The following is a 14571-nucleotide window of genomic DNA, read 5'->3' as shown; positions in this document are numbered from 1 at the left end:
GTTACTCCACCGTTGGCTCTTCATAAAGAAGCAACTGAACTTCACCAGATTCATCCAATTCACGCACCATTTGCATGATGTCTTGACGCGCTTTTTGAACACGACTTAGCGCAACAGCCCCGCGCGCTTCCATATCGTCTTCCAGTGCTTTCACCATACGCTGAGGCATAGAACGTTTAATGGCTTGCTGTAACGTAATTTCTGAACCTTTAAGTGCAACCGCCCACAATTCTAGTGGGATCTGCTGCACCAGCATGTCCATGGTTTCTTCACGCTGACGACCAAGAACCATAAAGTCGAACATATTCTCTTCAATGGCATTAACGACATCTTCATCATGCAACTTCAGCATTTCCATCAACGACCCGCGATCACCTTCAAAGCGGTTAATGATGTCAGCAGCTTGCTTGACACCAGATAGCGGTGTGCTTTGGCTTGCAGATACTTTTTCAATGCAGCGCTCAACGAGCTCATGCAAATCAATAGCAACTTGATGATCGATGTCTTGCAGCTGAGCAATTCGGAACAAGATTTCGTCATGGTAATCTTGTGGCAGGTGCTTCAACACCGCTGAAGAGCTATCGGCTGGCAAATACGCAAGAAAAATCGCTTGCATTTGCGGGTGCTCATTCACAATGAAACGAGCAAGCGTTTCTGCTTCCACCCACTGTAAGCGCTGCATATTGTTGCGAATTTCATCACCATACAGCGTATTCAGCAGCCCTTTTGCCAAATCATTACCCAATGCTTTACGTAGCGTATTGGACAAATATTCTTTAGAAGCTCCACGAATGCCACTGTGCTCACGAAAGTCTTCAAAGAAAGTTTGAATAACGCCGCGAGCGGAATCGCTCTTAATGCCATTCAACTTCGCCATTGCACGAGTCACCCGCTGGGTTTCATCACGGCTAAAGTGCTGTAAAACCTTCGCAGCGGCATCCTCGCCCATGCCTAATAGCACGAGCGCGGTTTGTTCTACATAACTAAGCGTCTGCTTTGATGGAACTGTGTTCATTGATGTTTACCCATTGTTTCAGTATTTCGGCTACGCGCTCTGGCTCTTCATTGGCAATAAGCTGTAGGTGTTTCAATTGAATCTCTAGTGGCGAACCGGCTGGAGGCAGCATGTCGCTGTTTACATCTAAGCCGGAAGAGGCTGAGATACCTTTTTCTGATAGACGGCGATCAAGCACTTCTTCATGTTCACGCTCTTCACGCGTTTGCAGGTTGTCGTAATCAGGCTCTTCTTGCGGTTCAGCAAAGTCTAACTCTGGTACTGGCTTATCAACGCCTGTGAGGTGCATGATCAATGGGCGTAGTACGAAGAAGATCATCGCCAAGCCTAACAAACCACCGATAACGTAACGTATTGGCTGCTGTACTGTAGGGTCTTGCCACCACGGCAGCGCAGGAGGCGCATCAATTTCAATTGGAGTGAAGTTGAAACTCATCAAGCTTAAGCTGTCACCTCGTGCCGCAGAAATACCGACAGCATCCATGATCATATTTGAAATCTGCTCTTTATCTGCTTCACTCCAAGCAACACCATCCGGAGAGGCTTTCGAGTTCAACAGTACCGACACGCTCATTTTCTCAATTTGACCTTGTTGGTATTGAGTACGACGAACACTACTCCCCACTGCATACTGACGGTTTACTTCAGAGCGTGCGTTGGTGTTTTGGCTATCGTTCGTTTCTACTTCTTCACCAGTTACCGGCGGTTGGTTGCTTAGAGAACCTGGTACGCCTAGCGCAATTTGGTCAACTGAGTTGTTGTGAATGGTGTGCTCGTTACGTACGACAGGTGCGTTATCCAAAATCTCTTGCGTTTCTTCAACTTGGCTAAAGTCCATATCAGCAGCGACTTGCACACGGAAGTTACTCGGACCCACAATTGGCGTAAGCATGTCTGCTGCGCGTTGAATGATCTGCTTCTCAACGTTCTTTTGATATTCAAGGTATTTTGCATTGACTTTACCTGCTTCCGCCGAAGCAACATCTGCACTGAGCAAACGGCCATATTGGTCGATAACAGATACAAATTCAGGCTTCATCGCCGTCACGCTACCAACCACTAAGTTGATGATTGCTTCAACTTGCTCAGACTTGAGGTCTTCGCCAGGTTTCAGCTCAAGCATCACTGACGCTGAAGGGTTCTCGCTGTTTTGACGAACAAATAAGGTTTGACGAGGAATAGCTAAGTGAACACGCGCATTCGCCACTGAATTCAGAGACATGATAGTGCGTACTAACTCACCTTCTAAACCATGACGGTAACGCGCCGTTTCCATAAATTGGCTTGTACCGAGAGAGCTGTCTTCTTTAAGCGAATCCAAACCTGTCGGCAGTTTGGCTTTAACACCTTTTGACGCAAGCAACATGCGAACTTTCGCAACTTCGCCTTCTGGCACAAGAACTTGGCCATTTTGCTCTTGCATACGGTAGCTCACACCTTCACTTTCTAATACCGAGACAATCTCTCCGATATCAAAACGTTCTTGTTGGCTATACAGTGGACGGAAGCTTTGTGAGGAACTCCAAAGAGCGACCACAATGATTGCCGCAACAATCGCAGCGAGTACGGCAGATAACACTAGGTTTCTCTGGCTACTCGACCAGATTTGCTTCAGCTTCGTTGTTACATCGTCCATGCTATTCGCAGTAGAAAATGTCTGTGCTGAGCCGGAGGTCATGGCTGTATTTCCGGCGACTTGGGGGGTTAGTTCTGACATGAATTACACCGGCATCTTCATAATATCTTCAAATGAGGTCACGACTTTGTTGCGCACTTGCATCAAAGCATTAAATGATAAGCTGGCTTTTTGGCTAGCGACCATCGCACCAACTAGGTCATCACTTTTTCCTGTTTCTACGGCCGTCATTTTTTGACTAGCCACTGATTGATGTTGATTCACTGTATCCAACACATTTGTCATCGCTTGTGAGAACGATAATGGTGCGTTTAGTGATTGTTGATCTAAAGGATTTGCACTCACGATAAACTCTGGCGGCTGCACTTGTGCCTGCATCGCCTGCATTTTTGACAACATAAGTTGCTCTGCCGAGACCGCATGAGTAGGTTGACTTGCCATCTATTTTTTCTCCTATTAGGCAGCCGAGCCTAGTGCCGACTGTAAATCAATACCATGTTCTCGCATGGCTGCGAGTTTGTAGCGTAGCGCTCGAGTAGAGACTCCAAGCGCGTTTGCGGTTTTCGTTCGGTTTCCACCAAACTGACGTAATTTTTCTAAAATAAATTGATATTCGGCCTGCTTCTTCGCTTCTACATGACCAAAGCTTGAAGCTGGCTCAGCGGATGGAACTGGCGCAACAAGTTCAATAGGCAGCATCAGATCATGGGCAGTAATGTAGTCACCATGACGCATGACCAATGCACGCTGAATGACATTTTCCAACTCGCGAATATTACCTGGCCAGTGATACTGACTCAGCGCACTGATCGCATCTTGGGATAGATGACAGCGACTGCTATCTTGATACTTTTCAATAAAGAATTGGCTGATCGGTAAAATGTCTTCTTTTCTTTCACGCAAAGGAGGCCAGTGCAGAGGCAAAACATCCAATCGGTAATAAAGGTCTTCACGGAATGTGCCTTTTTGAACTTCTTCACGTAAGTCTTTATTGGTTGCCGCAATAACACGAATATCAAGCTTCACCGCCTTGTGGCTGCCTACGCGTTCCACTTCACGCTCTTGAAGAACGCGTAATAACTTGGCTTGAACTGCAGGGGACATTTCACCGATTTCATCTAGCAAAATCGTCCCGCCATTCGCTTCTTCAAACTTACCGCTTTGAGAGTTAGTCGCTCCTGTGAAGGCACCTTTTACATGACCAAATAGAACCGCTTCTAGCATCGACTCTGGAATGGCGGCGCAGTTAACCGCCACAAATGGACCATCAATACGTGGAGAGTGCTCATGCACATATCGAGCCAGCACTTCTTTACCCGTTCCCGATTCGCCTGTAATTAACACACTGGCGCTGGTGCAAGCGGCACGATGCGCCAATTGCAGTACCTGCTTGCTTCGCCAAGATTCCGCAACAATGTTGGCCATTGGCTTACCTAACGCTTCAACGCGCTTCAGTAAATTAAGCAGCTGATTCGCTTCAAATGGGCGTAATAGATAATCGGTTGCTCCCGATTTCATCGTCTCAGCCGCCAAGATTCCCTGCTCTTGATCGACAATAGCGATAACAACACCAGAGTTACGTTGCTTTTGGTGGCAAGCAACAAACTCGCGGACACACATGTCCGGTAAAGTAGAGCTCACAAGAGTGATTTCTGCTCGCTCTTCAAGTAATGCGCCTCGGCCAGTACGAGTGTGTTTTGCGGTGTAACCTGCATTTTGCAACACATCCAATACTGGTTGAGCAAGAGCTTCATTCGGCTCAACCAACAAAATTTTCGTTTTCGTCATCATTGAACCTTAACTTTCGTTTGTTGATTTTGTTGTTGTACATCAGGGTGGTGTTTCACTGCCGTTCGCTCGTTATCTCTAACTAGGCGCAACGTTACACGTCGATTTTTCGCTTGGCCCTTCGTCGAACTATTGCTGGCAATTGGGTAACGAGAACCATGCGCTCTTGTTTCGATCATCGATTTATCAATACCAAGTTCAACTAAGGCCTCGGCAACTTGTTCTGCTCTAGTACGTGATACTGAAAGGTTCGCCAAGCTAGAACCAACGTTATCGGTGTGGCCATCAATTAAGATCTTGGTCACACGATCATCAACAGATACATAGCTATTTAACGCTGCGAGCGTTTCTTGCTGCTTACGACTGAGCGCCTTCTGACCAAAGTCAAAAGACAGAACAAGATTTCGTGCCTCTGAAAACGAAAGCTTAGGCAAACGCGCTCGACAGGCATTAAATGACTTGAGCGCGTTTTGAATTTGAATAGTCGGAATCACAATCTCTGACAAAGAGGAAGCATTACTTCCCTTTGGTGACAACGTCACCCAGTTACCAGTAGCAATTGAATCCATGAGTTCATCAGCACCTTTGCTGAAGACAAATCGTTGGGATGGCTTAGTAAAATCAAGGGTGGCAAACTCTTTTCTATAAAGCTCACTAGACCAAGGGGCACTTTGACTTATTAGAGCAATCGTTTTCCATTTATTATTTTCATAATGTATATCGGAAATAAAATAATTTTTATTGTTAGGTTCCGAACGGAAATAAAACTTCCCATACAATCTATTTGATTGCAATAAGTTGCACTCAAATAGATTTCCTTTATATATCCATTTTGAAAGATCCATTGGTATTGTTAAGACCTCTCCAGAATATGTTAGTTTAGAAAAAATAAAACTCACAAAAATAAGTGTGTTACAAATTATCAAACGGATAGAGTCCATGTATATCTTACAATTCCATGACCTTATCAATTTAATTAAATATGCCACTAAGCCGTGATAACTGGCATAGCTAATCATGTTAATTACCTATTCTGAATATTGAAACTGGTTACAAAATGCTCACAAGAGCATGGCCAAACCTTTAAAATCAATATTTAAGCTTTAAAAACAATGTTTTATAATTTTATTATCTAAATTAGCCGTTACACCATGAAGATGGTTTTAAAAAGTTAATAACAACTAAAACGCTTAATATTTTTATATTTTCTTATTAAGCAATTTATAAAGGAAACTAACCCTTTTTAAATTTTATTAAAAGATTAAGACTATATGCTCAAGGCAACATGTGAACTAAAGTCACAATCTTAGAGTTTGAAACTAAAAGATCATTAAAATTTCTGTGTAGACTACACGCCATTAAGTTAAAACAGTTTCGATTGTTAAAGCACGGTAAAATATAAATGGAAAATAGAGTTAGCGAGCCTATTTCTGATATTCAACTACTTGATGTAGAATTATTAGGCAAACCTATTCATATCATTCGTGAAAAGCTTGAAGGCTTGATTTCAGAGTCTTGTTCCAGCCTTACGATTGAATTACAAAATTGGCTCAGTACGAGTAAAGTGGAAGCTAGCTTAACCTCTGTAGACTTGCATCGCTTTACACCGATAAAAATGGATAAAGACCAAACGTCAACCTATCAACACCAAGAGGGCGGCATGGTATTTGTTCATGGAGATGCTCACACGTTAATAAAACTGGCGGATCGGTTCTATGGTGCCAGCACTGAGCGTTCAGCAACAACACTGACAGCAAGTGATCTCCGCCTACAAGAGCGAATCAGTCGTATCATTATTGGTTGGCTTGCACCAGGTGAGATGTGGGAAATGGGTGAGTACGAAGCACCCCGAGGGATTGGAATTAACGTGCAATTAAACATCGCGTTTGACGATCACCAAGGCTCAATTCATCTCAAACTAGATAGCCACCTTATTCAAACACTGATCGAGCAGCTTGAACTGCAGCCCGATACTGATTTGTACCAACCATTCTGTCGCTCTTTAGAGGCAACGCCTGTTCGACTGAATGTTGTTTTAAGTAAAAAGAAGATGCCGTTGAGCGACGTTGTTGGCTTACAACCTAACGATATTTTACCAATTGAGCTTCTTAATACGGTTCCAGTCAGCATTGGTAACCAATCTTTATTTACAGGTCGTATTGCTGAGCAAGACGGCCAACTTGTTTTGATCTTTAACCCTGATAAGGAACCGCAGCGATGAGCGAAGCGCCAGAAACGAATGCATTCGACGCAGAAGAATTGAACTTTGACGACTTTCAATTAGAAGACTTTGAAGCTGAAAGTACGCTCCAACAAGAACCAGCAACTGCGGAACGTGATCTTAGCTTTTTCAAAAGTATTCCCGTCACTGTCACGCTGGAAGTTGCAAGCAAAGAAATCCCACTTGGGGACTTAATGAAAGCCGGAGAAGGCACGGTTATCGAACTTGAAAAGCTCAATGGTGAGCCTTTAGACGTAAAGGTAAACGGCTCTCTAATGGGTCACGCTGAAGTCGTCGTTGTTAATGATAAGTACGGACTTCGTCTGATCGATGTACATGACTCTGCATTGAGTGGCGTTGGTCAATAATCTTAGGTAGGCATCACAATGAAAAATCTGAGCGCTTGGCACCGTTGGTTACCTCTTTTGGTACTGGTGTCACTTTTGTTTGCTTTCCCAACCATGGCGGCAGACAACGGCTTAACTATCCTGTCCGTTTCTGATGGCGACACACAGCAAGAATACAGCGTTAAATTGCAAATTCTGTTGTTGATGACGGCGCTCAGTTTTCTTCCAGCATTCATTCTGATGGCAACGAGCTTTACTCGGATTATCGTCGTCCTCGCGATTTTGCGCCAAGCCCTTGGTCTTCAACAAAGTCCTCCTAACCGCGTATTGGTTGGGATTGCTTTGGCATTGACCTTGCTGATCATGCGACCTGTTTGGAGCGATATTCATGAAAATGCATTTCAACCGTATGACAATGGTGAAATCACGCTAATACAAGCGTTCTCTGTAGCAGAGAAACCAGTGAGAGAGTTCATGCTGGCACAAACTCATCAAAGCTCTCTTGAGCAAATGCTGCGCATTGCCAATGAACCACTCGACCAAAACGTTGAAGATATTTCTTTTGCGGTTGTCTTGCCTGCGTTTGTCATCAGTGAACTAAAAACCGCCTTTCAAATTGGCTTTATGCTCTTCATCCCCTTCTTGGTTATCGACTTGGTTGTCGCCAGTGTGCTCATGGCAATGGGTATGATGATGCTATCGCCTTTGATTGTTTCACTCCCTTTTAAACTGGTGGTGTTTGTACTCGTGGATGGCTGGGCAATGACGGTTGGCACATTATCTGCCAGTTTCGGTTAAATAGGAGCATGCTATGACCCCTGAACTAACCGTAACGTTATTTTCCGATGCAGTATGGCTGATCATTTTGATGGTTGCGGTACTGGTTGTTCCTGGCTTAATTGTCGGTTTGTGTATCGCCGTTTTCCAGGCCGCCACACAAATCAACGAGCAAACACTCAGCTTTTTACCACGTTTGCTCGTTACGCTATTGATGGTGATTTTTGCGGGTCATTGGATGCTCCGAAAAATCATGGAACTGTTTGATTTCTTATTCCACAACATACCGGGGATGATTGGCTAATGGCCATCACATTTGCAGAGCTCTCAGCGATACTCGGTCAACTCTGGTGGCCGTTTTTTCGTGTGGGAGCTGTATTTATTTCGATGCCCTTCTTTGGTGATGCAATCATTCCCGTTTGGATCCGTACCTTACTGGCACTTTCGATCGTCGTGATTACCGCACCATTGATGCCACCAATGCCACAAGTCGAATTATTCTCCATGACGTCTCTATTCCTTGCTTTTGAGCAAGCGATTTGGGGCGTGATGTTTGGGCTAATTTTGCACATGCTCTTTAACGTTTTCACCATGCTTGGTCAGGTCGTTTCTCTGCAAATGGGATTGGGTATGGCAATGATGAATGATCCTATCAACGGACTTTCTGTCGCCATTTTGGGCCGCATATTTCTTATATTTTCAACCTTGTTATTTCTCGCGCTAGAAGGACACTTGCTCGTCATTGATATCGTGATTCAAAGTTTTGTCGTGTGGCCGGTCGGTTCTGGCATCACATCGCTTTCTCTGCAAGGCGTTGTAAATATTTTCGGCTGGATGTTTGCCTCTGCTTTAGCACTAGCGTTGCCTGCTATTGTTTCAATGCTCTTAGCCAACATAAGTTTTGGTGTGATGAATCGCGCCGCTCCCTCACTCAACGTGTATGCATTAGGTTTTCCAATGACGATGCTTCTTGGCCTGTTCAGCGTATTAATTTCAGTATCTGGTGTGCCGGGTCGCTACACCGCGCTTGTGCACGACACCATCAGACACTTGAGTAACTTTATGTTGGGGGGCGCATGAGCGATCAATCGTCTCAGGACAAAACTGAAAAAGCCTCGCCGCAGAAAGTAAAAAAAGCACGTCAGGAAGGACAAATTCCTCGTGCAAAAGAGTTTACTACTGCGGTGATATTTCTAGCGGTAGCGCTCTACTTTTACTCTCAGCTCAATAGCATTTGGGAAAGTATGTCAGGTATTTTTCGCTACAACATGATGCTGACGCGAGCCGACCTAGAAAACCCTAAACAGCTTGTCGAGCAATTAGGACAAAGTTTAGCGGTAATCATCGACATGTTATTACCGTTGTTTACCGTCATTATTATCGTGACCTGTGGTAGCAGCCTTGTACTAGGCGGTTGGATGTTCCGTCCGGCGAACGTGATGCCAAAGCTGAGCAAAATTAATCCTTTAAGTGGGATAAAGCGCATTTTTTCGACACGCTCAGTGGTTGAGCTCTTAAAGTCCACGTTCAAAGTAGCCGTGATCTTCGGCATCTTATATGGCTATTTAGACAACCACTTACAGCCTCTGCTAGGTATGCAAAACTTACCTTTAAGCCAAGGCTTTTCCCTGGTGATGTCTATTCTCTTTGAAGGCTTACTGTTGATGGGGTTTGCGTTGTTGTTATTTGGTGTTGTAGACATTCCCTACCAACGTTGGGAGCACCTAAAAGAGCTGCGTATGACCAAACAAGAGCTGAAGGAAGAATTCAAGAACAACGAAGGCCGCCCAGAAGTAAAGCAGCGAATCCGTCAAATTCAACAGCAGTTTGCACGCCGTAAAATCGATAAGATGGTACCAACGGCTGACGTGATCATCACTAACCCAACTCACTACGCTGTCGCTCTGAAGTACGAACCTTCACTTTCTGATGCTCCATTTGTGGTTGCAAAAGGCGTAGACGAAACAGCCATGCACATTCAACGAATCGCCCGAGAAAACAAGGTGGAGATCATCAACTCACCACCGTTGACTCGTTCGATCTATCACACCACAGCGATTGAACAAGCAATCCCAAGCCAACTGTACATTGCCGTGGCACATATTCTTACTTACGTTTTGCAATTGAAAGCCTTCCGTAAAGGTGAAGGAAAAGAGCCAACTCCTTTGCCTCATTTTTCGATTCCAAAACATTTGCAGCACTGATTAACCCGCGTTTATCCAAGGACACGAAAGTATGCTTAACCGGTTAAAACAACTTCAAACATCAACCAAAGGCTACATTGGCATTCCAATTGTCTTGCTAATGATTTTGGCAATGGTGATTTTACCTTTGCCTCCCCTGCTATTGGATGCGTTGTTTACCTTCAATATCGTCTTGGCAATCCTAGTATTGCTGGTCAGCACTACCGCAAAGCGACCATTAGACTTCTCAGTTTTTCCAACGATTTTGTTAGTCGCGACATTATTACGTCTTACACTGAACGTCGCTTCGACACGAATCGTACTCCTAGAAGGACATAATGGGGGGGATGCGGCAGGTAAAGTCATCCAAGCGTTCGGTGAAGTCGTTATTGGCGGTAACTACGTCGTTGGTATGGTGGTGTTTGTTATCTTGATGATCATCAACTTCGTCGTAATTACCAAAGGTGGCGAACGTATCTCTGAGGTGTCAGCGCGCTTTACTTTGGATGCCTTACCGGGCAAACAGATGGCGATTGATGCCGACTTAAATGCCGGTCTTATCGATCAGGAAACCGCTCGATTGCGTCGTAAAGAAGTCGCTAACGAAGCCGATTTCCATGGCTCGATGGACGGTGCCTCAAAGTTTGTGCGAGGCGATGCTATCGCTGGTTTGCTGATTCTGTTTATCAACATCATTGGTGGTATCAGCATCGGCGTCTTTGAGCATGGACTCGCAGCATCTGACGCCTTTAAAACATACGCACTACTTACAATCGGTGATGGCTTAGTCGCTCAAATTCCGTCACTTCTATTGGCAACGGCTGCAGCGATTATCGTTACGCGAATTAATGATAGCGATAATGGCATGTCGGAAACCATGCAAAAACAATTGCTGGCAACCCCAGCGACACTGTTTACCGTCGCAGGTATCATGGCTGTGATAGGCATGGTGCCAGGCATGCCACATTTGGCCTTTTTTGCTTTCGCGGGTGCTTTAGCTTTCGCGGGTTGGCGTCAAACGAAAAAGCCCGTGCAAGACTCCCAAATCGAGGAGGTCGAAGCACTTTCACAAGCCATGCAAGAGGACGATACACCACTTACGTGGGAAGATATTCCTCATGTTCAAACGTTGTCGCTTTCCCTAGGTTACCGTCTCGTTCACCTAGTCAACAAAGAACAAGGTGCACCTTTATCACAGCGTATTCGCGGTGTGCGCCGTAACCTATCTGAACAAGTCGGCTTTTTATTACCAGAGGTGCGTATTCGAGACAACCTAAGCCTTAAACCGAATCAGTATACAATTTCTCTCAATGGCGAAGTGATCGAACAAGGCTTTATCGAGCCAGAACGTTTGATGGCGATTGCAGTCGGAGAAACGTACGGTGAGGTAGATGGTATTTTGGGCAGTGATCCTGCCTACCAATTACCAGCAGTGTGGATTGAACATCAAGACAAAGCGAAAGCGCTGAACATGGGTTATCAAGTGGTCGATGATGGCACGGTCATCGCGACTCATATTAGCAAGATAATGAAAACAAACCTTGCTGAGTTGTTTACGCACGACGATGTTGAAGCCATGACGCAACGTTTGACACAGCAAGCACCGAAGTTAGCCGAAGCCCTAGCCGCGGCACTTAACCCTGCGCAGCAACTCAAAGTATATCGCCAGTTGTTACTAGACCAAGTGCCACTAAAAGATATTCGCACGATTGCTAACACGATGTTGGAATCCGCAGAAAACACTAAAGACCCGATTTTACTGGCATCTGATGTGCGTTGCGCACTAAAACGCACGCTCGTAAACCTGATTGCGGGACAGAAAAACGAATTAAATGTCTATGCTCTCTCTGATGAACTAGAACAAATGCTACTGACTTCGCTACAACAAGCACAATCTTCTGGTACAGTAATGTTAGACAGCTTCCCAATTGAGCCAAATATTCTTGGTCAGTTCCAACAAAACTTGCCACTGATAAGACAACAGCTCAAACAACAGGGATTACCTCCGATTCTTCTCGTTATGCCACAGTTGCGTCCACTTCTGGCTCGTTACGCACGCACATTTACGCAAGGACTGGCAGTATTGTCTTACAACGAAATTCCAGAAAACAAACAAATCAATGTGGTAGGAAACCTTGGTTAATCTTATTTCAACACATGCGATGTACGAACATTTGGTTGGTCTCGCAGTACAACATATCGTCACGGATGACGATCAATTAGTATTTGATGCTTTAAAGCACAATGACATTCAACACGCGTGCCAAGCCATTCGCGAGACTCAATCAGGCGAGGTAGAATTCCAACACCTGACGTTGAGATTTGGCACGCGTGGCGAACAAAGCGTCTATCAATTCGAACTCTCTGAACAAATGCAGTACTGCCTAGATTTGTTCAGCCTTTATCTCGCATTGCGACAAACACAGTTTCAGCTAGAAGCCTTTCACCCCGACTTAATCAGTAACGTCGTCGTGCCGATAAGAATTGACGCATTACTATGGGAACCAGGCATATACTTTCTCGAACAGATGATTCAGTTTCACTCTTGCGCTTTTCAACATGTGATTCCTTCTCTTCAAGCAGACAAAACGCTATGCGCCTATGATAAAGTCTCAGCGCTGATAGAGAAGTTAAAAGAAAACGCCTACTCACTTTGGTTTGAAGTCGCGACATCACAAGTGAACTTCGAACGAGTCGCTGACTTTAGCCCCGATATGATCAAACTATCGGTCACATTAGAGGATAAAGAAGAAAGACATGCTTTCCTACCGATTGCTAAGTTCTTAAGAAAGCACAAATACCCTTGGGTAGCCGGGCGGGTAGCGAGCCAAACAGAGCTAAACCGCTATCGCTTGTTAGGGGCTAATTATTACTTTGGTTATTTCAGTGACATCCCGACCTCCCTCTCTTTTCAATCTTTTGGTGAGGAATGACAGAATCCTAACTATTAATCTTTATAAAACAGCGCGAATTATTCGCGCTGTTTTTTTATTTATAACGAAGAACGACAATATTGATAGATGACTGCTTCCCTGATTAAGTCAGGCTTATTCAGGTTATTTGATGTTATATCTGTATTTTCATGGAATACAAGTCACTAAAAATCATCAATTTTGATCTTTTTTAGGAATTTTTTAATTTTCAAATTAATCATTAAAGCTGACCGACCGCCTCTAGTTAGTGACTAGGGAATATCCCGAGGCCTGAAAGATATAGTGACTAACTAAGGAGACTAAGATGGCTTTATCAATGCACACTAACTACGCATCGCTTGTAACTCAAAACACTCTGAACAACACAAGCGGCCTTCTAAACACTGCGATGGAGCGTCTAAGCACGGGTTACCGCATCAACTCAGCAGCAGATGACGCTGCGGGTCTACAAATTGCTACTCGTCTTGAATCTCAAACTCGTGGCATGAACGTAGCGATGCGTAACGCACAGGACGGCATCTCTATGATGCAAACTGCGGAAGGCGCAATGGATGAGATGACAAACATCACATACCGTATGAACGACCTTGCAACACAAGCTTCAAACGGCTCTCTATCTGCAAACGACCGTACAGCACTAAACGCAGAATACCAACAACTAGGTTCAGAACTTGCTAACATCATGTCTTCTACTAGCTTTGGTGGTAACAAGCTTCTATTAGATGGTGCTGGTCAATTTGAGCAAGCTGCTGTTACTTTCCAAATCGGTACGCAAGCTGGTGAACAACTATCAGTCGACGTTTCTGGTCAAGTTCAAGCAATCAACACTGCTGTTGGTACTGCTGGTGCCCTAGCAGTAGGTGACCTAACGTCTGCAGCAAACGCGCAAACTGCAATGACAGCACTAACTGGTGCGACTGGTGAAGCTGGTCTTCTAGGTGCAATCGGTACTGCACGTTCTGCGTTAGGTGCAAACATCAACCGTCTAGAGCACACAATGACTAACCTAGGTAACATGGTTGAAAACACTTCTGCAGCGAAAGGCCGTATCACAGATGCAGACTTCGCAGTTGAATCTTCAAACATGACTAAGAACCAAATGCTAATGCAAGCTGGTACGACCGTTCTTTCTAAGACTAGTCAGCTTCCTGGTATGGCAATGTCACTACTACGCTAATTATTTAGTTAATAGTGCGCTCAATTTAAATCGTCCTAATGATAAAGCCTTCCCGCGGAAGGCTTTATTTTTATTTACGAATATAAATAGCGCTAGTATTACCAGTCAGGTGCTCTGGAATTCGAAAGCCTATTTTTAACATTATATTGTGTAGTATTTTATTAAATAGTTCTAGCTCTACAGGTTCAACTCTGTTTTCTAATTGGCTAAGTCTAAGCTCCGGGAATTTAGACATTGCTTCCTGTTGAATACTAGCGATTTCATCAGAATTAATACTCTGTTTGCTAAGTAGCTTTGTGCTAATAAAACCCTCATATGCACGAGCACATTTCATTAATCGTAAAGCAAATTCATTCATAACAGACATTCTTTTTAAGTGGTGGTCTAATTAATACAAGATCACTTGCATATGTAACCTCTTCAAAATAATACCAAAACACAATTAAAATACCGTATCAGAATTATCTGAATTGAATAGAGGGAAACACTTAATA

The 14571-nt window shown here is 44.3% G+C and carries 15 protein-coding genes; 9 read left to right on the top strand and 6 right to left on the bottom strand.

The window, feature by feature from the left end:
* Position 1 precedes the first annotated feature (1 nt).
* The 5 genes from ACWYVB_RS08000 to ACWYVB_RS07980 are packed head-to-tail and all read right to left on the bottom strand — an operon-like array spanning position 2 to position 5458.
* Entirely contained in the window at positions 2-1015 is a 1014-nt protein-coding gene (locus ACWYVB_RS08000) for a flagellar motor switch protein FliG (RefSeq protein ID WP_005394839.1), read from the bottom strand.
* Entirely contained in the window at positions 984-2732 is a 1749-nt protein-coding gene (gene fliF / locus ACWYVB_RS07995; protein WP_031780427.1) for a flagellar basal-body MS-ring/collar protein FliF, read from the bottom strand. The genes ACWYVB_RS08000 and fliF overlap by 32 nt, the downstream gene beginning before the upstream one ends.
* 3 nt (positions 2733-2735) lie before the next feature.
* Positions 2736-3092, bottom strand: coding sequence for a flagellar hook-basal body complex protein FliE (fliE, locus tag ACWYVB_RS07990; protein ID WP_005375045.1), 357 nt, complete (start codon positions 3090-3092; stop codon positions 2736-2738).
* Between the two features lie 15 nt (positions 3093-3107).
* Positions 3108-4439, bottom strand: a complete 1332-nt coding sequence (locus ACWYVB_RS07985; RefSeq protein WP_006741978.1) for a sigma-54 interaction domain-containing protein — start codon at positions 4437-4439, stop codon at positions 3108-3110.
* Positions 4439-5458, bottom strand: a complete 1020-nt coding sequence (locus tag ACWYVB_RS07980) for an OmpA family protein (RefSeq protein ID WP_457528635.1) — start codon at positions 5456-5458, stop codon at positions 4439-4441. Before ACWYVB_RS07980 ends, ACWYVB_RS07985 begins: the two co-directional genes overlap by 1 nt.
* 383 nt (positions 5459-5841) lie before the next feature.
* Here ACWYVB_RS07980 and ACWYVB_RS07975 point away from each other — a divergent pair, with 383 nt between their 5' ends.
* From ACWYVB_RS07975 to lafA, 9 genes are all read left to right on the top strand, one after another.
* Complete coding sequence (locus ACWYVB_RS07975) at positions 5842-6660, top strand: FliM/FliN family flagellar motor switch protein (protein ID WP_005398043.1); 819 nt, start codon at positions 5842-5844, stop codon at positions 6658-6660.
* Positions 6657-7028, top strand: a complete 372-nt coding sequence (gene fliN, locus ACWYVB_RS07970; RefSeq protein ID WP_005398044.1) for a flagellar motor switch protein FliN — start codon at positions 6657-6659, stop codon at positions 7026-7028. Before ACWYVB_RS07975 ends, fliN begins: the two co-directional genes overlap by 4 nt.
* Before the next feature lie 18 nt (positions 7029-7046).
* A complete protein-coding gene (gene fliP, locus ACWYVB_RS07965; RefSeq protein ID WP_005398045.1) occupies positions 7047-7805 on the top strand; it encodes a flagellar type III secretion system pore protein FliP in 759 nt (252 codons plus the stop codon).
* Positions 7806-7818: 13 nt separating this feature from the next.
* The gene (gene fliQ, locus ACWYVB_RS07960) at positions 7819-8088 is read left to right on the top strand and encodes a flagellar biosynthesis protein FliQ (RefSeq protein ID WP_005375036.1); all 270 of its coding nucleotides are present in this window, start codon (positions 7819-7821) and stop codon (positions 8086-8088) included.
* On the top strand, positions 8088-8864 hold the full coding sequence (gene fliR / locus ACWYVB_RS07955; protein WP_006741982.1) for a flagellar biosynthetic protein FliR: 777 nt from the start codon (positions 8088-8090) through the stop codon (positions 8862-8864). The genes fliQ and fliR overlap by 1 nt, the downstream gene beginning before the upstream one ends.
* Positions 8861-9988: a flagellar biosynthesis protein FlhB gene (gene flhB, locus ACWYVB_RS07950; protein ID WP_006741983.1), complete on the top strand. Its 1128-nt coding sequence runs from the start codon at positions 8861-8863 to the stop codon at positions 9986-9988. The genes fliR and flhB overlap by 4 nt, the downstream gene beginning before the upstream one ends.
* Before the next feature lie 31 nt (positions 9989-10019).
* Complete coding sequence (gene flhA, locus ACWYVB_RS07945; protein ID WP_006741984.1) at positions 10020-12110, top strand: flagellar biosynthesis protein FlhA; 2091 nt, start codon at positions 10020-10022, stop codon at positions 12108-12110.
* 19 nt (positions 12111-12129) lie between these two features.
* Positions 12130-12900, top strand: a complete 771-nt coding sequence (locus ACWYVB_RS07940; RefSeq protein WP_457528693.1) for an EAL domain-containing protein — start codon at positions 12130-12132, stop codon at positions 12898-12900.
* 304 nt (positions 12901-13204) lie between these two features.
* Positions 13205-14077, top strand: coding sequence for a lateral flagellin LafA (lafA, locus tag ACWYVB_RS07935; RefSeq protein WP_046875749.1), 873 nt, complete (start codon positions 13205-13207; stop codon positions 14075-14077).
* Between the two features lie 70 nt (positions 14078-14147).
* On the opposite strand, the gene ACWYVB_RS07930 is transcribed toward lafA, so the two are convergent.
* Positions 14148-14435: a hypothetical protein gene (locus tag ACWYVB_RS07930; protein WP_457528630.1), complete on the bottom strand. Its 288-nt coding sequence runs from the start codon at positions 14433-14435 to the stop codon at positions 14148-14150.
* Positions 14436-14571: the final 136 nt, after the last annotated feature.

The organism is Vibrio sp. JZG10 (assembly GCF_054064075.1).
Note: the sequence above shows the minus strand (reverse complement) of the source record. Positions and strands in the feature narration are given on the sequence as shown.

Coding starts and splice junctions, on each gene's coding strand:
- ACWYVB_RS08000 (WP_005394839.1), bottom strand. CDS start 1,015: ATGAACACAGTTCCATCAAAGCAGACGCTTAGTTATGTAGAACAAACC.
- fliF (WP_031780427.1), bottom strand. CDS start 2,732: ATGTCAGAACTAACCCCCCAAGTCGCCGGAAATACAGCCATGACCTCC.
- fliE (WP_005375045.1), bottom strand. CDS start 3,092: ATGGCAAGTCAACCTACTCATGCGGTCTCGGCAGAGCAACTTATGTTG.
- ACWYVB_RS07985 (WP_006741978.1), bottom strand. CDS start 4,439: ATGACGAAAACGAAAATTTTGTTGGTTGAGCCGAATGAAGCTCTTGCT.
- ACWYVB_RS07980 (WP_457528635.1), bottom strand. CDS start 5,458: ATGATTAGCTATGCCAGTTATCACGGCTTAGTGGCATATTTAATTAAA.
- ACWYVB_RS07975 (WP_005398043.1), top strand. CDS start 5,842: ATGGAAAATAGAGTTAGCGAGCCTATTTCTGATATTCAACTACTTGAT.
- fliN (WP_005398044.1), top strand. CDS start 6,657: ATGAGCGAAGCGCCAGAAACGAATGCATTCGACGCAGAAGAATTGAAC.
- fliP (WP_005398045.1), top strand. CDS start 7,047: ATGAAAAATCTGAGCGCTTGGCACCGTTGGTTACCTCTTTTGGTACTG.
- fliQ (WP_005375036.1), top strand. CDS start 7,819: ATGACCCCTGAACTAACCGTAACGTTATTTTCCGATGCAGTATGGCTG.
- fliR (WP_006741982.1), top strand. CDS start 8,088: ATGGCCATCACATTTGCAGAGCTCTCAGCGATACTCGGTCAACTCTGG.
- flhB (WP_006741983.1), top strand. CDS start 8,861: ATGAGCGATCAATCGTCTCAGGACAAAACTGAAAAAGCCTCGCCGCAG.
- flhA (WP_006741984.1), top strand. CDS start 10,020: ATGCTTAACCGGTTAAAACAACTTCAAACATCAACCAAAGGCTACATT.
- ACWYVB_RS07940 (WP_457528693.1), top strand. CDS start 12,130: ATGTACGAACATTTGGTTGGTCTCGCAGTACAACATATCGTCACGGAT.
- lafA (WP_046875749.1), top strand. CDS start 13,205: ATGGCTTTATCAATGCACACTAACTACGCATCGCTTGTAACTCAAAAC.
- ACWYVB_RS07930 (WP_457528630.1), bottom strand. CDS start 14,435: ATGAATGAATTTGCTTTACGATTAATGAAATGTGCTCGTGCATATGAG.